The sequence below is a fragment of the Tsukamurella serpentis genome (assembly GCF_054780975.1).
This window is the reverse complement of the sequence record NZ_BAAGVH010000003.1, coordinates 157,730-177,367: the sequence shown is the minus strand read 5'-3', so window position 1 is coordinate 177,367 and position 19,638 is coordinate 157,730. Positions and strand designations below refer to the sequence as shown.

The following is a 19,638-nucleotide window of genomic DNA, read 5'->3' as shown; positions in this document are numbered from 1 at the left end:
TCGGATTCTACCGAGTTCGTGCCAGCGCGGCTGCGGCGAACTCGGGGTAGTGCCCCGTGATTATCGCGCGGCGCGCGCCGGCGGCGAGTGCGGCGAAGAAGTGCTCGTTGTGCAGGGTGCACAGGGTCACCGCGAGCCCTTCGTTGGCGGCGAGCAGGTGGTGGATGTAGGCGCGGGTGAACTCGTCGGTCCGGTTGGGTGAGCCCTCCCGCGGCGCGGCGGGGTCCAGCGGCCGGAAGTCGGCGCGCAGCGCGGGATCGGTGAGGTCGAGCATTCCCTCCGAGGTGAACACCGTGCCCTGGGCGCCGAGCCGGGCGGCGGCGACACCGTCGATCAGGTCCACGCCCGCCTCGACCGCGGCGAGCAGTTCCGCCGTGGTGCCCACCTGCGGCAGGTACCGCGGTGCATCGTCACGCAGGCCCGCGATCGCTCCGGCGACCGCGTCGGTGATCGGGGCCCCACTCGGGACTTCGATCCGGTACCCGCCGAAGCCGAGCCCACCCTGCTGCCGATCGTCGTCGGAGAGCCGGGACAGCGTGCGGGCGGTGCGCTCGCACGCCCGTGGGTCCGCTCCGCCGGTGACCACACCCCACAGTGACCGTGCGACCCGCCGGTCGGCGCACTGCCAGGCGTGCTCGGAGAGGGCCCGGCGCGCCCAGTGTTCGGTGCGGGCCGGGTGCGACGGGTCGGCCGGGGCGAAGGCGATTCCGGCGTCCATCCGGTGCGCGATCCGCACCACGTCCTCGGGCTGCCACAGGTGCGGTGAGCCGTTGAGCCGGCCGCGGAAGGAGATCCCCTCATCGGTGATCCGGGTCCTGCGCTGCCGCGCGATCGCGGAGACACCGGTATCGCCGAAGACGGGTCCGGCCCAGGCCATCGCGGCGCCGACGCCACCGGCGCCCTCGATCACCTCGGTGCCGGGTTGCAGGTACAACTCGTGCAGGTCCACCACCAGCGCCTGAGTGCCCAGCCGGCGGAGCTCCGACGGGGTGAGACCGGCGATCGCGCCCCGTCCGGCCACGGGCAGGTAGGCGGGCGTGGCGATCTCGCCGTGCGGGGTGTCGAGCCTTCCGGCACGCGCTCCGCGGGGTCCGCGGGCGTCGACGGTGAACCGGGTGGGGTCGACGATGCCGGACTCACGGAGCCGGGTGTGGCCGGCGATGGCCCGGTATCCGGTGCGCAGTTCGGCGAGTTCGGCGGCGAGAGCGGCGTTCTCCGCGCGCAGTTCGCTCAGCTCCGCGGCGGGGGTGGCCACGCGTGCGGTCACGGGCTCGGATTCGGGCTCGGTCATGGGCTCCAGTCTGGCCGATACCGGGTCCGGGGTCGAACCGCGGGTCAGGCCTCGCGCAGCAGCTTGAGCGCCTGCTCGAACTGGTCGAGGGCGCGGTCGCCGAGGGCGACGAATTGATCGATCTCCGCATCGGTCCACTCGGCGAGCAACGGCTGCAGCCGCTCGTTGCGCTGCGCCCGGATCTGAGCGAGCTTGTCGCGTCCGGCATCGGTCGCGGCGACCAGAGCGGCACGCCGGTCCGACGGGTCCGGGGTGCGTTCGGCGTACCCGAGGCCGGTCAGCGTGCTCACGTAGCGGCTGGCGGTCGACGGGTCCGTGTGGATCTGCTCGGCGAGCACCGAGGACCGCATGGGCCCCTCCTTGTCCAGGGCGAACAGTGCTGCGTAGGCGGCGAGTTCGACTCCGTCGGGCGCCACGACGTTCCGGGTGACGGCGGCATGCCGTTCCTTGAGCCGGGTCAGCTCACCGATCACGCGGACGATCCCTTCGATCCGCTCCGCCCTCGCCTGGTCCATCACGCCTCCACCACGAACTCCCCGGCGCCGTGCCGGAGTTTGAGAATACTGAAACCGGAAACCCGAAAACTACGTGCAGTCTACAACTGTTTTAGAGGTGGCACGATCACCGTCGCCACCGCTCAGCCGCAGGTCCGCAACACCCGGGCTCCGGTCAACGCCACCAGAGTGTCGAAGTCGGTGCGGAAGATGGTGTCGTGGGTTCCCGCGGCGGCGTACAGGTCCGGGTAGTCCCGCAGCGACTCGTCGATCACCGTCACCAGCGGAGCCGGGTGCCCCACCGGTGATACACCGCCGATCACCTGCCCGGTGGCCGCCGTCACCTGCTCCGGCTGGGCGCGGGAGATCTTCGCGTGCCCGGTGCGCTGCGCCAGTGCAGCGGTGTCCACCCGGTGCCGCCCGCTCGAGAGCACGAGCAGCGGCTCGCCGTCGGCGAGGAAGATCAGGCTGTTCGCGATCGCGCCCACCTCGCAGCCCAGCGCCTCGGCCGCCTCGGCCGCCGTGCGGGCACCGTCGGGCACGTGGCGCACGGTGTCCGGGTGGCCCGCCTCGGCGAGGCGGGCGCGGACGGTCTCGGTACGGGGCGAGTACTGCTCGGTCACCCCGCCAGTATGCCGACGACGGCGCTACGCGGCCAGCAGCGTCGCGATCAGCTCCTCGGTGCGGGCACCGCCCACCGGCCGCAGCACCACCGCATCGGCGACCTCGGCCGCGTACACGTCCTCGATCAGCGACCTCAGCCCCGACGGGGTTCCCACGTACGTGATACCGCGGCCGGTGGCCGGAGGGGTGTAGCTGGCGCGGGCGTCCGCGGCCCGCTCGTCGATCACCACGTCCACCTCCAGCGCGACCGGGGCGGGCGCACGCCCCGCGCGGGCATCCTCGGCCCGCAGATGGCCGCGTTGCTTCTGCGCGATGCGCAGATCGGCGGCGCGCACCCGGGTCAGGTGTTGCGCCTGTCGGTCACCGTCGACGGTGACCAGGAGTGCGGGGCGGGGCACGGTCATTGCTGCCTCCTCGTGAGGACGTTCCGGGCGGACAGGTCTTCGAGGGCGCGCACCAGGCGGTGCACGTCCTTGTCGGTGGTGCCGAGACCGAGGCTGGCACGCACGGCACCGTCGTAGCAGCCGAGCCGGTCGACGACGGGGTGCGCGCAGAACTTCCCGTCGCGTACACCTATTCCGTGCGCGGCGGAGAGGTGCTCGGCCACCTGCCGGGGCGAGTACCCGTCGACGGTGAAGGCGACGATTCCCACTCGCTCGGTCGAGTCCTGCCAGATCCGGTAGGTGCGCACCCCGTCGATCGCCTGCAGAGATCCCAGCAGCAGATCGGTCAGCTGCTGCTCGTGGCGGGTCACGCTGTGCTCGCCGAGCTCGGTGATCGCGGTGCAGGCGGCGGCGATCGCGACCGCGCCCAGCACGTTCGGAGATCCGGCCTCGTGCCGGGCGGGCCCGGTGTGCCAGATCACCTCCACCGACTTCGCCGCCGGGGTGCCGATGACCTGCGCGCTGGCTCCGCCGCCGCAGCGGAACGGTTCGGCCTCGTCGAACCAGTCGGCCCGCCCCACCAGCACCCCGGAACCGAACGGGGCGTACAGCTTGTGCCCGGAGAAGGCGAGGTAGTCGATACCACTCTCACGCAGCGAGATCCGACGGTGCGGGACGAGTTGCGCACCGTCGACGGCGATCCGCGCGCCGTAGCGATGGGCCAGCGCCGCGAGCCGGCGGATCGGCAGCACCTCACCGGTGACGTTGGACGCTCCGGTCACGCTCAACAGGGCCGCGGGCCGGCGGCGCAGTTCCTTCTCGACCGCGTCCAGGGTGCCCTCGATCGACAATGGCGCACTGACCACACGAGCAGCGCCGGGGGCGGCGTGCGCGGGCCGGTCCGATTCCGCGATCCGCTTCCAGGGCAGGAGATTCGCATGGTGCTCGCAGTCCAGGACCACCACCTCGCCGGGTACGCAGTGTGCCAGCAGGTTGATCGAGTCGGTGGTGTTGCCGGTGAAGATCACGTGGTCGTCGTCACGGGCACCGACGAAATCGGCGACGGTCGCGCGGGCGCGTTCGTACCGGGCGGTCGAGCGCTGCGAGAGGTGGCCGGCACCGCGGTGCACGCTGGCGTACTCGTCCAGCGCATCGGCGACCGCGGACCGCACGCCGGCCAGCGCCGGCGCGCTGGCGGCGTAGTCGAAGTTGGCGTACCGGATGGTGGTTCCGTCGCGCAGTGGCACGTACTGGTCGGCCCCGGTGACCTGCGCCGCCGGACCGGTCGGCTGGAGGGTGGGGAGGCTGCGCACGGTCGGGGCGGCGCACACGGAGGTGCGTTCTGCGGTGATGCTCATGAGTGTCCTTCGAGGTTCAGGACGCGCAACACCGTGCGATGACGGTGCTGCGGATCCGCGCTTGCCGCATCCCTTCGATGCGGCCGGGTCGTCACCCGGAGCACCCCACCGCGGAGGAGGGTTGCCGACCAGCGAGCCGGGGCTTGTCACTGGCACTCATGACCTGACACGAGGATGCACTGCCGGACCGGTCACCGTCAAGGTTTCGATCACGGCGCGCGAAAACCCCACCAGGCCCGTTCCCGGGACGATCCCCGGGAACGGGCCTGGATCGGGCGCAGGTGCGCTACTGGCCCTTGACGTTGACGATCTGCCGCAGCACGGCCCGCACCGACACCATCTGCTCGGCGTCGGCCATCACGCGGTCGATCGGCTTGTAGGCCTGCGGGATCTCGTCGATGAACTCGGCGCTGTCGCGGAACTCGATGCCCACCATGGCCTCCCGCAACTGATCGTGCGTGAAGGTCTTCCGCGCGGCGGACCGGGAGTACTCCCTGCCGGCACCGTGCGGCGAACTGTTCAGCGACGGCGCGAAGCCCTTGCCCTCGACGATGTACGAGGCGGTTCCCATCGACCCGGGGATCAGCCCGGTCATGCCCTCGCGGGCCTCGATGGCTCCCTTCCTCGATACCCACACCTCCTTGCCGAAGTGCTTCTCGCGCTTGGTGAAGTTGTGGTGACAGTTGATCCGCTCCGCCTCCACGACCGGCGTCCGCACCCACTCGCCGAGCTGGCGGATCACCCGGTCCATCATCTCCTCACGGTTGAGCAACGCGAAGTGCTGCGCCCACTTCAGCTCGGCGATGTAGCGACGGAACTCGGGCGTCCCCTCGACCAGGTAGGCCAGGTCGGGATCGGGCAGTTCGATCCACCACTGCTTGCACAGCCCGGTCGCCACCGCGATGTGGTGCTGGGCGATCTTGTTCCCCACACCACGCGAACCCGAGTGCAGAAACGCCCACACCGTGTCGTCCTGGTCCAGGCTGATCTCGATGAAGTGGTTGCCGCCGCCCAGTGTTCCGAGCTGCAGCGCCCAGTTCCCCGCGTACTTCGCCGGGTCGAACTCCGCGCGCTCGGCGAGGGCGGTCAGTTCGGCGATGCGCGGCTCCGCGGTGGCGACGACCTTCTTGTTGTAGCGGCCCGGTGACAACGGGATCGCCCGCTCGATCGCCTCACGGATGCTCGCACGGTCCGCGGGCAGATCACCCTCGGTGAACTGCGTGCGGACCGCGATCATGCCGCAGCCGATGTCGACGCCGACCGCGGCGGGGATCACCGCACCCAGGCTCGGGATGACCGAGCCGACGGTGGCCCCCTTGCCGAGGTGCGCATCGGGCATCAGCGCGATGTGCGGGTAGATGAACGGCAGTGTCGCCGTGGTAATGGCCTGGTTACGGGTCTTGTCGTCCATGATGGACGCCCAGGAGACCAGGCGATCGGTGATCTTCTCCATGTCTTTCTCGTCTCGATGTGAATGGACACCGGTCCGAACCGACATGCGTGAGATGCATGGAGCCCGGGCCGGCGGTGGAGCGACGGCCCGGGTTGCCGCAGGTTATGCGCGCACGTCGAACCGGCAGCAGGAGCCCTGCCGCAACGATTCGGGGAGTCGACACATGACCATGCCGGAAAGGCTATGCACCGCAGCGGCGGGGGTCCACCGAATTTCCGGTCTACGCGCGTCGATCCCGGTCACTGAGCCACCGATAGCGCGGGCCGGTGACCGCGATCGTGCGGGTCAGCCGAGGGCTCGGTCCAGATCGGCGATCAGGTCGTCGACGTTCTCCAGTCCCACGGACATGCGCAGCATGGAATCGGTGAGTCCGATCCGCGCGCGTCCCTCCGGTCCGGTGGCCCGGTGCGTGGTGGTCGCGGGATGGGTGATCAGCGACTTCGCATCGCCGAAGTTGTTGGAGATGTCGATCACCTGCAACCGGTTGAGGAACTGGAAGGCCCGGTCCTTGCCGCTGGCGTCGGAGGAATCGGCCAGTTCCAGCGTGATCACCGTGCCGCCGGCCTTCATCTGCCGCTTCGCCAGTTCGTACTGCGGGTGCGAGGGCAGGAACGGGAACAGCACTTTCGACACACGCGGGTCGGCGGCCAGGAACTCGGCCACCCGCTGGGTGTTGGCACTGACCCGCTCCGCCCGCAGATCCAGGGTCTCCAGCGCTTTGAGCAGCACCCAGGCGTTGAACGGCGCCATCGCCGGCCCGGTGTGCCGCATCAGCTGTTTGACCGGACCGTCGATGTAGTCCTCGCGACCGAGGATCGCGCCGCCCATCACCCGGCCCTGCCCGTCCATGGTCTTGGTCGACGAGTGCACGATCACATCGGCACCCATCCCGAACGAGTCCTGGTAGCCGAGCGGAGTGAAGCCCGCATCCAGCACCACCTGGGCTCCCGCGGCGTGTGCGAGATCGGCGACCGCCCGCACGTCCACCAGGGACTGCATCGGATTGGCCGGGGTCTCGAAGAACACGGCCTGCGCGGGGGTGTTCAGCGCCACGCGCCACTGGTCGATGTCCTCACCGTCGACGAACACCGTCTCGATCCCCCACCGCGGCAGGATCTCGTTGCACACCACGTAGCAGGATCCGAACAGCGAACGCGCGGCCACCAGTCGGTCACCGGCCTGGAGCAGTGCGCCGAGGGCGGTGAACACCGCCGACATGCCCGAAGCGGTGGCGAAGCAGGCCTGCGCGCCCTCCAGCAGGCGCAGCCGCTCCTGGAACATGGCGACCGTCGGGTTGCCGTACCGGGAGTAGACGAACCGGTCGATGTCGCCGTTGAACGCCGCCTCCGCGGCTTCGGCGTTCTGGTAGGTGTACCCGGAATTGAGGAACAGCGCCTCGGAGGTCTCCTCGTAGTTCGTGCGCAGTAGGCCGCCGCGCACACCGAGGGTCTCCGGCCGAACACCGTCAGGGAGGTGGCTGAACTCCGTCATGGCTCCAGACTAGAACTGCCGCCAGGGCAGGCCCTCCGCGCGCCATCCCGCGATACCGCGATGTCCGAATCCGTCGATGGGCCCTTCGAAGCCGTCGAGCACGTTGTACGCGCGCTGCACACCGGCCCGGGTGGCGGCCTCCGCTGCGCCGATCGAACGGTGACCGGAGCGGCAGATGAAGGCGACCGGCGCGTCGTCGGTGATGCCCTTCGCGCGCAGTTCGTCGACGAATCCGGGGTTGAGCGAGCCGTCCGGATAGCGTTGCCATTCGACCAGTACCGGGGTCCGGCCGAGCTGCGAGAGCTCGGGGACGCCGACGTAGTTCCATTCGGCCTCGGTCCGGCAGTCGACCAGCACTGCCTGCGGATCGGCCGCCAGCAGCTCCCAGGCCTGCTGCGGTGTCAGGTCACCGGCGTAGCTCACGAGCACTTCTTCCATTTGCCGTCCTCACGGACGAACCGGCCCTGCTCGGTACGCTCGCCGGCCTTCTCGTACTTCAGCACCAGTTTGGCGGTCCCGGTGTCACCGCTGACCTGGACATCGGAGATGCCCTTCTCGTCGAGGGTCACCTGCCCTTCGCGTTCCACGGCGGCCTTGCGCGCGTCGGCGAATCCGGCCTCTTGCGGGAACGTCGGGGAATTACGATCTGCGCTGCATGTATTTGCGACGAGATCGGCGTACCGGCCGTGGTTGAGCGCGCCGTAGTACTGGCCGACGGTGCGGGAGATCTGACCGGAGTCGTTGATCCGCTCCTCACCCGGTCGCAGATAGGTCCAGGTCAGGATGCCGCCGATGGCGACGACGGCGATCACGAGAGCGATGATGAAGGGGGTGGCGGTCGTGCCCCGCTCGGGGTTGACAGCGCCCTGGCTCTTGTCTGCGGTCACCGAAGTCTCTACCCTCTACTAGAACACGTTCCAGTCCCTGGCCGGGTCGAATACACCACCCGGACTGGGAACGGTCGATTAGTCCGCACTAACCTGGTGGGGACTCAACCGTGCTTGCAGACAAAGGTAGCCGACTCTCCATGACTGAACAGAACCGCCCGTTGCGGGTCGCGATCGTGGGTGCGGGTCCCGCCGGCATCTACGCGGCAGACGCGCTCATGAAGTCCGACGAGGCGAAGGATCCCGGGGTCAGCATCGACCTCTTCGAGAAGATGCCCGCCCCGTTCGGACTCATCCGGTACGGCGTCGCCCCCGACCACCCGCGGATCAAGGGCATCATCACCGCGCTGCACAAGGTGCTGGACAAGCCGCAGGTCCGGCTGCTCGGCAATCTGGACTTCGGCAAGGACTTCACCCTCGAGGACGTGCGCCGCCATTACGACGCGGTGATCTTCTCCACCGGCGCCGTCGCCGACCGCAACCTGGAGATCCCCGGTATCGACCTCGACGGCAGCTACGGCGCCGCCGAGTTCGTGGCCTGGTACGACGGCCACCCGGACTTCTCCCGCGAGTGGCCGCTGGAGGCCGAGAAGGTGGCCGTGCTGGGCGTGGGCAACGTGGGCCTGGACGTGGCGCGCGTGCTCGCCAAGACCGCCGACGAGCTGCTCCCGACGGAGATCCCGCCGAACGTCTACGAGGGCCTCAAGCTCAACAAGGCCACCGAGGTGCACGTCTTCGGCCGGCGCGGTCCGGCGCAGGTGAAGTTCACCCCGCTCGAACTCAAGGAACTCGACCACTCGCAGACCATCGAGGTGATCGTCAGCCCCGAGGACATCGACTACGACGAGGGCTCGGCGTCGGCTCGGCGCGAATCGAAGATCACCGACCAGGTGGCGACGATCCTGGAGAACTACGCGATCCGCGAGCCCACGAACCGCCCGCACAAGCTGTACATCCACCTGTTCGAGTCCCCGGTGGAGATCCTCGGTGAGGACGGCAAGGTGGTCGGCCTGCGCACCGAGCGCACCGAACTCGACGGCACCGGCAACGTCCGCGGCACCGGCAGGTTCACCGATTGGGAACTCGGCGCGGTGTACCGCGCCGTGGGCTACCTCTCCAACGATCTGCCGGAGATCCCGTTCGACGATCAGGCCGGGGTCATCCCGAACGAGGCCGGTCGTGTGGTCGACGGCGGCCGGCACATCAGCGGCGTCTACACCACGGGTTGGATCAAGCGCGGCCCGGTGGGCCTGATCGGCCACACCAAGGGCGACGCCAACGAGACCATCGCCTGCCTGCTGGAGGACTTCCACGCCGGGAAGCTGAACGCACCGTCGGACCCCACCACCGAGGGCGTGACCGACTGGCTCGACGCGCACGAGACGCCGTACACCACCTGGGACGGCTGGTACCGCCTCGACGAGCACGAGCGCAGCCTGGGCGAGGCACAGGGCCGTGAGCGGGTGAAGGTCGTCGAGCGTGACGACATGCTGGCCGCGTCCGAGCCGGACAAGGTCCAGCAGGACTGATCGAGCCACGCTCCGGTAGCTGCCGCCGTCCCCGCACCGGGGTCGGCGGCAGTCCTCGTTCCGGAGCCGGAACCCCCGGGACCGGTCGTATCGAGTGCATGGAAAGTTCCCGGCCGTTCTCACCGATCATCTTCGCGCGGTTGATATTCGAGGATTCCGGGCGGTATACCCTACGCCGGTATACGTCCGATTTCTCTGTTGTTTAATGACGCCTATGCCAAGCACGAAGCACTCCTTCCGGTCCATCGTCCGCCTCAGCGGTATCGCCCTGATCTCCACGGCGGCGCTCGCCGGATGCTCCTCGGTGCAATCGGCGGCACCGTCCGGGAAGTCCGCCGAACCGGTCACTATGCAGTTGTGCGACGGCTCGAAGGTCACCTTCGACAACACCCCGGACAAGATCGCCACCGGCAACACCTCCGCACTGGAACTGCTGATCCGCCTGGGCGCCGCCGACAAGGTGGTCGGTACCGCATGGTCGGCCGGCGCCAAGACGCTCCCGCAGGACGTTCGGGAGAAGGCCGAGAAGGTGCCCTCGCTCGGTGAACGCGCCGCCGATAAGGAGAAGCTGCTCAAGTCCGGCGCGCAGGTGTACATCGACCCGTACGAGAGCATGCCGATGATGGGTATCACCGGCCCCACCCCGGAGGACTTCGCCGCGGCCGGGATGAAGCGCGTCATGCTGCGCTCGTCGGCCTGCAACGACACCCTGACCGGCCCGGTCACCACTCTCGACGGCGTCAAGGAGGACATCCGCTCGCTCGCGGCCCTGGTCGGCCGCAAGCAGGCCGGCGACGAGTTGGTCGAGTCGATGAAGGTCGATCCGGCGCCGGCGAAGGCGGAGAAGCCGAAGATCCTGTACCTGATCGGCGCTCGCAACAACGACCGGGCCAGCACCATCGGCAACCGCCAGATCGGCAACGCGATCATCGAGCTGGCCGGCGGACGGAACGCCTTCGAGTCGGTCGACAAGGCCCAGTTCGCCGGTTCCTGGGAGGACGTGGTCGCCAGCGATCCCGATGCGATCGTGCTGACGGTGACCCGCCAGGCCACCCAGGAAGCGGCCGACAAGGCCTATCGGGCACTCGTCGATCAGCTGCGCAACGATCCCCGGACCGCCGCGATGCGCGCCGTGCGGGATCAGAAGTTCGTGCGGGCCTACGCCGAGGACATGACGCTGCCCGGTGTCGAGAACGCGCAGATGGTTCGTACTCTCGCGCAAGAGATCTCGAAGCTGAAGTGACGCGGTCGGCTCCGAAGACCGCCCGGACCCGGCTGCTGTGGATTCTCGGGGTCCCGGCGCTGGTCCTGTTGCTGGCTCTCGGGGTCACCTTCGGTTCGACGGACATCGCCGTCGGGGACGTCTGGCGGATCCTGTTCGACCGGATCCTGGGCCGGCCACTGATCGAGGGCAGCCAGGAGATCATCATCTGGCGGGTGCGCTTCCCCCGTCCGGTACTCGCGGCACTGATCGGCGCCGGACTCGGCATGGTCGGTGCCGCGGTACAGGCGATCGTGCGCAACCCGCTCGCCGACCCGTACCTGCTCGGTGTGTCCTCCGGCGCCTCGCTCGGTGCGGTGGCCACCCTGGTACTCGGTGGCAGCGCTGCGTTGAGTGCGTTCTCGACGGTGTTCGCCCTACCCATGGCGGCCTTCCTCGGGGCCATGGCGGCATTCCTGGTGGTGTGGCTGGTGGGGGCGCGCGGCGCCGCGGTGACACCGCTGAAGTTGATCCTGGCCGGCGTGGCGATCGGACAGATCTTCGCCTCGTTCACCAGTTTCCTGGTCCTGCAGGCCGACGACATCAACCTCACGCAGGGCATCCTGCACTGGCTGATGGGCAGTCTCGCCGGAGCGATCGGCCCAGCGGTGCCGGTGGTCACGGTGGCGGTGGGCGCCGGGGCGGTGGCCCTGTTCGCGCTGGCCCGCCCGCTCAACGCCCTGATGATCGGTGACGAGACGGCGAACTCGCTGGGCATCTCACCGAAGCGGGTACGCACCGAGGTCTTCGTGGTCACCAGCCTGATGACGGGTGTGATGGTCGCCTTCTCCGGTGCGATCGGCTTCATCGGCCTGGTGATCCCGCACATCGCACGGTTTCTGGTCGGAACCGACCATCGCCGGTTGCTGCCCGCGTCGGCGCTGTGCGGGGCGCTCCTGCTGCTCTGCGTGGATCTGTTGTGCCGGTTGGCCACCCGGGTCATCAACCAGGAGCTGCCGATCAACGTGGTGGCCGCCGTGATCGGCGCTCCGACGCTGCTGTACCTGGTCTCCCGGCACCAGCGGAAGGCGATGTGATGGGCGTCGGGAAGCTGACCGGGGTGCATCTGGACCGGATCGGCGTGGAACTGTCCGGCAAGACCATCGTCAGTGGTGCGACGGTGCTCGCCGCACCTGGGCGGATCACCGGCATCATCGGCCCGAACGGCAGTGGCAAATCAACGCTGCTGCGCACCGTCTACCGCAATGTGGAACCCCATGCGGGTCGGGTCCTGATCGGCGACGACGACATCCGCTCCCTGGGCGCTGCGCGGGCGGCGCGGATGGTGGCGGCGGTGCCGCAGGAACGCAACGCCGAGTTCGAGTTCACGGTGCGGGAAGTCGTCGCTCTGGGGCGGATTCCGCACCAGGGCCGGTTCGGCGGTGAATCCGAGCAGGACGCCGCAGCTATCCGTCGTGCGATCGACGAGGTGGGCCTCGGCGGGTTCGAGGACCGGACCTTCGCCCGGCTCTCCGGGGGCGAGAAGCAGCGGGTCCTGCTGGCGCGATGCTTCGCGCAGGGCGGCGAGGTCCTGGTCCTCGACGAACCGACCAACCACCTCGACATCAACCACCAGGTGCACCTGCTGAAGATCCTTCGGCGCCGCCGGGCGACCACGCTGATCACCATGCACGATCTCAATGCCGCTGCGGCCGTGTGCGATCGGATCTTCGTGCTCAGCGAGGGCCGGATCGTCGCGGACGGCGACCCCGGGGAGGTGTTCACCGTCGAGCTCCTGCGCGAGGTCTTCGGGGTCGAGGCGAGCCTGTCCCGGCATCCGCGCTCGGGGCGGTTGTTGATCGCGGTCGACTACACGGCCGATGACGGTGACTGACCGGCCCGGCTTCGACCTGCGGCTGTTGTCCGCAGCGGGACTGTTGTCACTGACGGCGATGGCGGAGATGGGCATCGTCAACATCGCCCTGCCCGAACTGGCGACGGGCCTGTCGGTTCCGATCGGTGCGGCGCAGTGGGCGGTGTTGGCGTATCAGATCCCTTTGGCGCTGTTGCTCATTCCGATGGGAGTGGTGCTCGACAGCCGGGCGATCCGCCCCGCTGTCGTGATCGCGATGATCCTGTTCGCTGGTACCGGTCCGGCGGTGTGGATCACCCCGCACGATCACGGGCTGTGGTGGGTGATCGCCATGCGGGCGGTGCAGGGCGCGTCGGGAGCCGCCCTGTTCGTACTGATGCCGGTGCTCGCGGTGCGCTCGGCCCCGCCCGACCGGCGGGCGACGGCGCTGTCGGTGACGGCCACCCTGGGACCGCTCGGCGCCGTCGTCGGTCCGCTGCTGGGTGGACTGGTGGTGGATGCCGCCGGGTGGCGCGCGGCGTTCCTGGTGAAGATCCCGTTCGTGCTGGTCGCGGCCGTGCTGTTGGTCAGGTCGCTGCCCGCCGGCGCCACCATCGCCGAGGCCGGGCCGGCCGGTGCTCGCCCCGACGGTGACGCGAGCGTGCTCGCGCGGTCGGTGCAACGGGTGCGCGCGATCGTCGAGCAGCGCCCGCTGCACGGGATGCTGTTGGGCACTTTGGGTCTGGGCGCCGCCATGCAGGCGATGCAGTTCACTCTGTCGTTCTCGTTCCAAGGGCAGGGCTGGGAGGCGGCGCGCACGGCGAGCGTACTGACGGTCTTCGCACTGGTCATGGCTGCTACCGGTTGGTTCGCCGGCCGACTGGCGGAGCGCCGCGCTCCGGGCACGGTCGCGATCGCCGGCGCCGTCCTGGTGACGGTGTCGCTGGCGGTGCTGACCGTCGGACTGGACCGGCCCGGCACAGTCTTCACGGTGGCCGTACTGGTGGTCGTCGGATTCGGGATGGGCCTGTACGGCGGCCCGACGCAGGCGTGGGTGATGTCGACGGCGCCGGCCGGCTCGACCGCGACCGCCGCCGGAGCGATGCAGCTCTCACGGACCACGGGTTTCGCGGTGGGACCGCTGATCGCCGGCCTGGGCATGACCGCGGCGCCGCTGGGAACGGTCTCGATGCTCGGGGCCACCGCCTGCGCGGGCCTGGCGGCAGTGTCGTTCGTCGCAGCGCGGCAGCGGATCCGAATCGGCGGGAACCGGACATCTCCGGCATCCGACTAATTCTATGTAGAGCACGACCATCCTCAGCCGGTCGTCGTTGGTGAAGGGTTTGACATTCATATGCGCACAGGGATCTCGATTCAGGCGAAGGCCATCGTGGCCGTCCTCGCGGCCGGCACTGCCTTCACGGCGTGCAGCACGAACACGACCGAGTCGTCCTCGTCGTCGTCGGCGCAGTTCCAGCCGGTGACCACCACCGACTGCGAGGACAAGAACCCGCAGCGGTTCGACACCGCACCGACGAAGATCATCACCTCCAACAACGCCGGGGCCGATCTGTTGGCCCGGATCGGCGCCGGGCCGCAGGTGACCGGCCTCGGCTGGGCCCGCGGCCTGGACTCGCTGGCCCCGGACGTGCGGCAGAGCCTGTCCTCCGCGCAGCGGCTGTCCGACGGCAACATCGACAAGGAGAAGCTCCTCTCCTCGGGCGCGCAGGTCTTCCTCGCGACCTTCGCCAGCATGGAGATGATGGGAACCCCCGAGCCCACCGACGCCGAGTACAGGGCCGCGAATCTGACGAAGGTCTTCATCAAGTCCTCCGCCTGCGCGAAGTTCCTGCCCGGCCCGCGCACCGACCTCGAACAGGTCTACTCCGACATCACCGGCCTGGCCGATCTGACCGGGCATCGTCAGAAGGGCGCCGATCTCGTCGCCTCGATGAAGAAGCGGATCGACGATGCGCGCGCCCGGATCCCGGCGAACGCGGCCAAGCCGAGCGTCTTCCACTTCGATGTGGCGGCCAGCAAGGACACACTGACCACCCCGGGCAACCGGCAGATCGCCAACGCCGTCTACACCCTGGCCGGCACGAACCCGCTGGGCGGCAAGATCGATCGTGCCTTCGGCAAGTTCACCTACGAGGAGCTCGTCGCCGCGAACCCGGATTGGATCACGATCGCGGTGCGCCGCACCGGTGACGAGGCCACCGTGCGAGCGGCGCAGGACGCGGCGATCGCGGCTCTCGCGGCGGATCCGCGCACCCAGAACCTCACCGCGGTGCGCGAGAAGCGGTTCATCCGCACCACGTCCGAGGACATGACGCTGGCCGGTCCCGCGAACGCCGATCAGGTGGCCGCGATCATCGACACCGTCAACGCTCCGCGCTGACCCGAGAGCAGCCCGCATGAGTTCCGAGAAATGCCCCGTCCGGCTGTTCGGCGAGGAGTACTTCAGGGACCCGCATCCCCGGCTCGCCATGCTGCGCGAGCAGGGGACGGTTCATCCCGTCCGCTTCCCGTCCATCGACGCCTGGTTGGTCACCGGGTACGACGCCGCCGTCGACGCCCTACACGACGACCGCCTGGGTAAGAACCACTCCCGCGGCAACGCACGCTGGCGCGCCAACGCCTCCGTGATGGCCGAGCCGCAACACTCCCGGTTGCAGGTGCACCTGCTGCACCAGGATCCACCGCGGCACACCGAGATGCGCGCAATGGTGGCCGATCACTTCACCGCCCGCCGGTCCGAGTCGCAACGCGAGTCGATCCGAGCGCATGTGCGCACCCTGATCGACGAATTCCCAGCCGGATCGGTGGACTTCATCGAGGCCTTCGGCTCCCGGCTGCCCTTCTTGGTGCTGCGGGAGACCATGGGCCTGCCCGATAAACTCGCCGAGCGGTTCGACCCGGTGTGGGGCGGTGTGGTCGCCCCGGTCGGACCGGACGATCCCCGCCGTCCGCACTACGATTCGCTGCTGCGCGGCCTGGAGGGGTACATAGCCGATGTGATCGCGCACTTCAGCGAAGGGGGCGGGGACCGGAGCACGCTGCTGGCGCGCCTGGTCCGGGAACAGGAGGAGGGCCGACTCACCTCGAACGAGCTGGCTTCGATCATCTTCCAGATCCTCGCGGCCGGACAGGAGCCGGTGACGCACCAGCTCGGCGCTGCGGTGCTGGCCCTGCTGCGCAATCCGGAGGCCCTCGACTGGTTGCGCGCGCACCCGGACGCGGTCGACCGGGCGACCGAGGAACTCCTGCGGTACGAGAGCGCGTTCACGCAGACCACCTGGCGGTTCTTCGTCGAGGACACCGAGTACGGCGGGCACACCGTGCCCGCCGGCGACTCGGTGATCATCTCGCTGATGGGCGCTAACCGTGACCCGAAGAAGTTCGACCACCCGGACGAGCTCGATCTTCAGCGCAGTCCCAACCCGCACTTGGCCTTCGGGCACGGGGTGCACTTCTGTCCCGGAGCACATCTGGCTCGCATCCAACTGCAGGAAACCGTTCTCGCGATCATCAGCCGGATCGACGGAATGCGTCTCGCCTGCGATGACGGCGAGCTGCAGTTCCTGCACGCCTCCCTCGCACGGGGAGTCCGAAAGCTACCCATCGCCTACGAGAGCATCCGGAAGCAATGAGCACTGACCTCGAGAACCAGCCAGCCATCGACGAACAAGCCCGGCGGACCGCCATAGAGATCATTCGAGTTCTACTGCCGCGCAGACGGACCACCGAGGACGACGGCCCGCGTCCGGAGGACTGGCCGGTGCAGTTGGCAGCGATCGCTCGGGCGGTGCAGAACCACCGGCCCGTCGAGTTCATCCTGCCCGGCTTCCCGTGCAAGTCCCCCAACCCCGCCAAGGTGATCGGTTCCGTTCCGGACGAGGCCGAGCGGGTGGCGCTGCACGTTCTGGACGAGATCTGCACGCAAATCGAGCGACTGCATCCGCCTGGCGCGCGGATCACGATCTGCTCGGACGGCCACGTCTTCACCGATGTGATCGGAGTCAGCGACGAGGCGATCGTCGAGTACAACGACCGACTGGTACTGATGATCGCCGATGAGGGCCTGGCGAATCTGCGCACATTCGACCTGCGGGAGATCTGGGGCGCAGGTGATTTCGAGTCCAAGCGAGCCAGGCTGGACAGTCAGTGGGCGCCGAGCCTGGACGAGGTGCGCGCCGACGTGCTGGCCGGCGGGCAGTCGGCACGCCTCCTGCGTGGGATGACGCGATTCATGCTGGCCGATACCGTGGACTGGAAGGGCACCAAGTCGCAACTGCAGAAGTCTGCGAAAAGTCGTGCTTACCAATTGATCCGGTTCAGTGCCGCGTGGGGAAGAATCCTGGACGAGCACTTCCCGGACGCGGTCCGGCTGTCGATTCATCCGCAGCCGAGCCGGTCCCCCAAGTTCGGGATCAAGTTGATCGCCCCTGACGACGAGGTGTGGCTGACCCCGTGGCATTCGGTACTGGTGTACAACCGGTACGGGCAACCGCGACTGACCAGCCACGATGACGCGCGCCGTAATTATGAGCCGGTGTACCGCCTGGGGACGCTCAGCCACTTCGTGGAGCTTCCCGAGTCCACGGATCGGCTCGCCGCCCAGGAGGGACACCGTCGTGACGCGGCAGTTCACACCGCTCCGGACTCCACGCTGGACAGTACCGTTGCCGCTCCTTGAGGGTTCCGGTCTGCTGGACACCTCGGTCAGTACTTGACCCGTTGAGGACAGGCGAATGTTGCAATCCCATTCGCACAGGAGTACGATAGGGGTGTGGCTCTTCCGAATGCGTTCCGGCAGCTCCTAGAGGGTATCGCCCCTCCGGGACTGGCGGATGCGTACGGGCACCGAGCACTGGTCTCCGCAGTATTATTCGAACAGCAGTGTGCGGCGAATCTCGCGTACTGCCGTACGGTAACGGCACTGTACTGCCTGTATCGAGCCTGCTACGCAGATGCGGAGGCGGAGTACCTCACCCTCGGTGCGGATACCCCGTTGGTGGAGTTCACCTCCCGCAAGCGGGATCTGCGGCGCCGGGAGACCGAACTGTCGGCACAGGCGTCGGTGTTGCTGCGAACCGGCCCGGCCGCCACCGAACGCGCCCTGAACGAAGCGGTCGGTTTCGTCGAACGACTACCGCGAGTCTTCAGCCTGATCGCACAGAACGTGGTCTCGGTGCGGGCCGGGCAAGAGGCGCTCCGCCGTTCGCGCGTACTCACCCAGGAGCAGGTCCGCCGGTTCGACGACGCCCTCGCCCGTCGGATGGAGAATGATCCCGCCGAGCTGTTCGCGATCCCGGCGGTACGTGAGGCGGCGGACAAGATCGTTCTCGGGATCGACCCGGCCGCGGCACAGCGGCGGCGCGAGCGCGCCCGCGAGGACCGGACCGTGACCTTCCGGCCCGAGGACGACGGCATGGCCGCCGCATTCGCGTTACTCGTCGCGGAGGACGCCCTCGAACTCGCCGCCCGGGTCGAGGAGATCGCCCGCACGGTCTGCGATCGCGACAGTCGCACTGTCGCACAGCGCCGCGCGGACGGGCTGATGATGCTCACCCGCGGATACACCACACTCGGTTGCGACTGCGGCGACTGCGAACTCACAGCACCCGCTGCGGCGCCGGCGGGTTCGAGTACCGAAGGTGTGGTCACCCGCTATCGGACCCTGGTACACGTGGTGGCCAACGAACGCACCCTCAGCGATCCGGACAACTCCGAACCTGGCCTGATGATCGGCCACGGCCCGATCACGGCAGAACATGCCCGCGACCTCGCAGCCCGGCCCGAGGCCGTCGTCCGCGACTTCGGCGAACGGATCACAGCACCTCAGGCCGCTCCGGCGATCGAACTCGATCCGCAGGCGACGAAACCCCCGGAGGCCGAGCTGGAATCAACTACCGGGACTGCGGACCAGACGGCAAGGCCTGCTGCGCCGTTGGTGACGGCACACGGCAGCAGCGGGTACCGGCTCACCGCGGATTTGGCCCGCTACCTCACCATGCTGTACCCACGGTGCGTGTTCCCACTGTGCACCCGGCCCGCGCACCGCTGCGAGGTCGATCACGGCCGCGAGTACTGCCACGCCGACCCCGCCCAGGGCGGCCGCACCGACGCCGACAAGCTAGTACGTCGCTAACCTACCCTCATGGCAACCAGCAGGAACAGCACCCCGCGGCAAGTGCGGTCGGCCGCGATCTATGCCCGCATCTGGGTCTGCCGGGAACTTTGTGTAAGAGCCATGGCGTGTGGTCCCAGGTCTGAGCCTGGGACGGGAAGAAGATCACATTCATGAGCGAGCACAGTGTGGATGAACATGCTCACCGACCTGAAGAACCGTGGCATCGTGGATGCATGCATCGTGTGCTGCGACGGACTCAAGGGCCTACCTCAAGCGATCGAAGCGACCTGGCCCCGCGCGACGGTGCAAACCTGTGTGGTGCATCTGGTGCGCAACAGTCTGCGGTACGCCTCGAAGAAGCACTGGGCGGAGATCAGCCGCGATCTCAAACGGATCTACCACAGCCCCACGGTCAATGCCGCAGAAGCCGAGCTCGACGACTTCACCGACAAGTGGGGCGAGAAGTACCCGGCGATGGTCGCGCTGTGGCGAAGATCGTGGCCCGAGTTCATCCCGTTCCTCGATTTCCCCGATCCCGATCCGCAAGCTGATCTACACGACCAACGGCATCGAATCGTTGAACGCCCGATTCCGGGCGGCGACCCGACGGCGTGGACACTTCCCCGACGAGCAGTCAGCGTTGAAAGTGCTCTACCTCACCTGCCAAGAACGCCGGCACAACCGACCCAACCCCACCGGCCAGATCGCCGGCTGGAAATCCATCCTCAACACCCTCGCCATCACCTACGGCGACCGGCTCGAGGTCAACTAGCGATGGCCTCTTACACAGAAAATCTGACATTTAGAGTCGATGGTGGGTCCGCGAGCAGCTTCGGGCCTCTGACCGGGGCACGTTGTGACCTCTGGAATCTGACTGGCTGCTCGTGGGTCCGCGCCTGGTCGACGCGGTGTTCTTGTTCGGGAACTTGCGACCGGATT

Annotated in this window: 18 protein-coding genes, 1 pseudogene and 1 riboswitch; of the genes and pseudogenes, 10 read left to right on the top strand and 9 right to left on the bottom strand. The window is 68.3% G+C overall.

Annotated features, from left to right (window positions below):
* Positions 1-7: 7 nt before the first annotated feature.
* The 9 genes from ACYVHG_RS08995 to ACYVHG_RS08955 form a co-directional block, all read right to left on the bottom strand.
* On the bottom strand, positions 8-1,291 hold the full coding sequence (locus ACYVHG_RS08995) for a tRNA-ribosyltransferase family protein (protein WP_461167110.1): 1,284 nt from the start codon (positions 1,289-1,291) through the stop codon (positions 8-10).
* A gap of 44 nt (positions 1,292-1,335) precedes the next feature.
* Positions 1,336-1,806: a MarR family winged helix-turn-helix transcriptional regulator gene (locus tag ACYVHG_RS08990; protein ID WP_461167109.1), complete on the bottom strand. Its 471-nt coding sequence runs from the start codon at positions 1,804-1,806 to the stop codon at positions 1,336-1,338.
* Positions 1,807-1,928: 122 nt separating this feature from the next.
* Positions 1,929-2,408 (bottom strand): YbaK/EbsC family protein, encoded by a 480-nt coding sequence (locus ACYVHG_RS08985; protein WP_461167108.1) that lies wholly within the window; start codon positions 2,406-2,408, stop codon positions 1,929-1,931.
* A 24-nt stretch (positions 2,409-2,432) separates the two neighbouring features.
* On the bottom strand, positions 2,433-2,813 hold the full coding sequence (locus ACYVHG_RS08980; RefSeq protein WP_461167107.1) for a hypothetical protein: 381 nt from the start codon (positions 2,811-2,813) through the stop codon (positions 2,433-2,435).
* The gene (locus tag ACYVHG_RS08975) at positions 2,810-4,150 is read right to left on the bottom strand and encodes an aminotransferase class V-fold PLP-dependent enzyme (RefSeq protein ID WP_461167106.1); all 1,341 of its coding nucleotides are present in this window, start codon (positions 4,148-4,150) and stop codon (positions 2,810-2,812) included. The genes ACYVHG_RS08980 and ACYVHG_RS08975 overlap by 4 nt, the downstream gene beginning before the upstream one ends.
* A 52-nt stretch (positions 4,151-4,202) precedes the next feature.
* Positions 4,203-4,314: riboswitch (SAM riboswitch) on the bottom strand.
* 122 nt (positions 4,315-4,436) lie between these two features.
* A complete protein-coding gene (locus ACYVHG_RS08970; RefSeq protein WP_461167105.1) occupies positions 4,437-5,603 on the bottom strand; it encodes an RtcB family protein in 1,167 nt (388 codons plus the stop codon).
* A gap of 285 nt (positions 5,604-5,888) precedes the next feature.
* Positions 5,889-7,094: an O-succinylhomoserine sulfhydrylase gene (locus tag ACYVHG_RS08965; protein WP_461167104.1), complete on the bottom strand. Its 1,206-nt coding sequence runs from the start codon at positions 7,092-7,094 to the stop codon at positions 5,889-5,891.
* A gap of 9 nt (positions 7,095-7,103) precedes the next feature.
* Positions 7,104-7,532 (bottom strand): rhodanese-like domain-containing protein, encoded by a 429-nt coding sequence (locus ACYVHG_RS08960; RefSeq protein ID WP_461167103.1) that lies wholly within the window; start codon positions 7,530-7,532, stop codon positions 7,104-7,106.
* On the bottom strand, positions 7,514-7,981 hold the full coding sequence (locus ACYVHG_RS08955; protein WP_461167102.1) for an Rv0361 family membrane protein: 468 nt from the start codon (positions 7,979-7,981) through the stop codon (positions 7,514-7,516). Before ACYVHG_RS08955 ends, ACYVHG_RS08960 begins: the two co-directional genes overlap by 19 nt.
* Before the next feature lie 140 nt (positions 7,982-8,121).
* Between ACYVHG_RS08955 and ACYVHG_RS08950 the strand changes: the two genes are divergently transcribed.
* The 10 genes and pseudogenes from ACYVHG_RS08950 to ACYVHG_RS08905 form a co-directional block, all read left to right on the top strand.
* Positions 8,122-9,510 carry an FAD-dependent oxidoreductase gene (locus ACYVHG_RS08950; RefSeq protein WP_461167101.1) on the top strand — a complete coding sequence of 463 codons (1,389 nt, stop codon included), beginning with the start codon at positions 8,122-8,124 and terminating at the stop codon, positions 9,508-9,510.
* 214 nt (positions 9,511-9,724) lie between these two features.
* Entirely contained in the window at positions 9,725-10,753 is a 1,029-nt protein-coding gene (locus tag ACYVHG_RS08945) for an ABC transporter substrate-binding protein (protein WP_461167100.1), read from the top strand.
* Complete coding sequence (locus ACYVHG_RS08940; protein WP_461167099.1) at positions 10,750-11,808, top strand: FecCD family ABC transporter permease; 1,059 nt, start codon at positions 10,750-10,752, stop codon at positions 11,806-11,808. The genes ACYVHG_RS08945 and ACYVHG_RS08940 overlap by 4 nt, the downstream gene beginning before the upstream one ends.
* Positions 11,808-12,605, top strand: coding sequence for an ABC transporter ATP-binding protein (locus ACYVHG_RS08935; RefSeq protein ID WP_461167098.1), 798 nt, complete (start codon positions 11,808-11,810; stop codon positions 12,603-12,605). Before ACYVHG_RS08940 ends, ACYVHG_RS08935 begins: the two co-directional genes overlap by 1 nt.
* Positions 12,592-13,857 (top strand): MFS transporter, encoded by a 1,266-nt coding sequence (locus ACYVHG_RS08930; RefSeq protein WP_461167097.1) that lies wholly within the window; start codon positions 12,592-12,594, stop codon positions 13,855-13,857. The genes ACYVHG_RS08935 and ACYVHG_RS08930 overlap by 14 nt, the downstream gene beginning before the upstream one ends.
* A 60-nt stretch (positions 13,858-13,917) precedes the next feature.
* Positions 13,918-14,964, top strand: coding sequence for an ABC transporter substrate-binding protein (locus ACYVHG_RS08925; protein WP_461167096.1), 1,047 nt, complete (start codon positions 13,918-13,920; stop codon positions 14,962-14,964).
* A gap of 16 nt (positions 14,965-14,980) precedes the next feature.
* A complete protein-coding gene (locus ACYVHG_RS08920; protein ID WP_461167095.1) occupies positions 14,981-16,216 on the top strand; it encodes a cytochrome P450 family protein in 1,236 nt (411 codons plus the stop codon).
* On the top strand, positions 16,213-17,262 hold the full coding sequence (locus ACYVHG_RS08915; protein WP_461167094.1) for an L-tyrosine/L-tryptophan isonitrile synthase family protein: 1,050 nt from the start codon (positions 16,213-16,215) through the stop codon (positions 17,260-17,262). Before ACYVHG_RS08920 ends, ACYVHG_RS08915 begins: the two co-directional genes overlap by 4 nt.
* 93 nt (positions 17,263-17,355) lie before the next feature.
* On the top strand, positions 17,356-18,717 hold the full coding sequence (locus ACYVHG_RS08910; protein ID WP_461167093.1) for a DUF222 domain-containing protein: 1,362 nt from the start codon (positions 17,356-17,358) through the stop codon (positions 18,715-18,717).
* A gap of 168 nt (positions 18,718-18,885) precedes the next feature.
* Positions 18,886-19,471 (top strand): annotated as a pseudogene (locus ACYVHG_RS08905) (IS256 family transposase); the annotation flags it as partial.
* Between the last annotated feature and the right edge of the window lie 167 nt (positions 19,472-19,638).

Excerpts from the sequence above, each read along its gene's own strand:
- ACYVHG_RS08995 (WP_461167110.1), bottom strand. The coding sequence starts at position 1,291 with ATGACCGAGCCCGAATCCGAGCCCGTGACCGCACGCGTGGCCACCCCC.
- ACYVHG_RS08990 (WP_461167109.1), bottom strand. The coding sequence starts at position 1,806 with ATGGACCAGGCGAGGGCGGAGCGGATCGAAGGGATCGTCCGCGTGATC.
- ACYVHG_RS08980 (WP_461167107.1), bottom strand. The coding sequence starts at position 2,813 with ATGACCGTGCCCCGCCCCGCACTCCTGGTCACCGTCGACGGTGACCGA.
- ACYVHG_RS08975 (WP_461167106.1), bottom strand. The coding sequence starts at position 4,150 with ATGAGCATCACCGCAGAACGCACCTCCGTGTGCGCCGCCCCGACCGTG.
- ACYVHG_RS08970 (WP_461167105.1), bottom strand. The coding sequence starts at position 5,603 with ATGGAGAAGATCACCGATCGCCTGGTCTCCTGGGCGTCCATCATGGAC.
- ACYVHG_RS08965 (WP_461167104.1), bottom strand. The coding sequence starts at position 7,094 with ATGACGGAGTTCAGCCACCTCCCTGACGGTGTTCGGCCGGAGACCCTC.
- ACYVHG_RS08960 (WP_461167103.1), bottom strand. The coding sequence starts at position 7,532 with ATGGAAGAAGTGCTCGTGAGCTACGCCGGTGACCTGACACCGCAGCAG.
- ACYVHG_RS08950 (WP_461167101.1), top strand. The coding sequence starts at position 8,122 with ATGACTGAACAGAACCGCCCGTTGCGGGTCGCGATCGTGGGTGCGGGT.
- ACYVHG_RS08945 (WP_461167100.1), top strand. The coding sequence starts at position 9,725 with ATGCCAAGCACGAAGCACTCCTTCCGGTCCATCGTCCGCCTCAGCGGT.
- ACYVHG_RS08935 (WP_461167098.1), top strand. The coding sequence starts at position 11,808 with ATGGGCGTCGGGAAGCTGACCGGGGTGCATCTGGACCGGATCGGCGTG.
- ACYVHG_RS08930 (WP_461167097.1), top strand. The coding sequence starts at position 12,592 with ATGACGGTGACTGACCGGCCCGGCTTCGACCTGCGGCTGTTGTCCGCA.
- ACYVHG_RS08925 (WP_461167096.1), top strand. The coding sequence starts at position 13,918 with ATGCGCACAGGGATCTCGATTCAGGCGAAGGCCATCGTGGCCGTCCTC.
- ACYVHG_RS08920 (WP_461167095.1), top strand. The coding sequence starts at position 14,981 with ATGAGTTCCGAGAAATGCCCCGTCCGGCTGTTCGGCGAGGAGTACTTC.
- ACYVHG_RS08915 (WP_461167094.1), top strand. The coding sequence starts at position 16,213 with ATGAGCACTGACCTCGAGAACCAGCCAGCCATCGACGAACAAGCCCGG.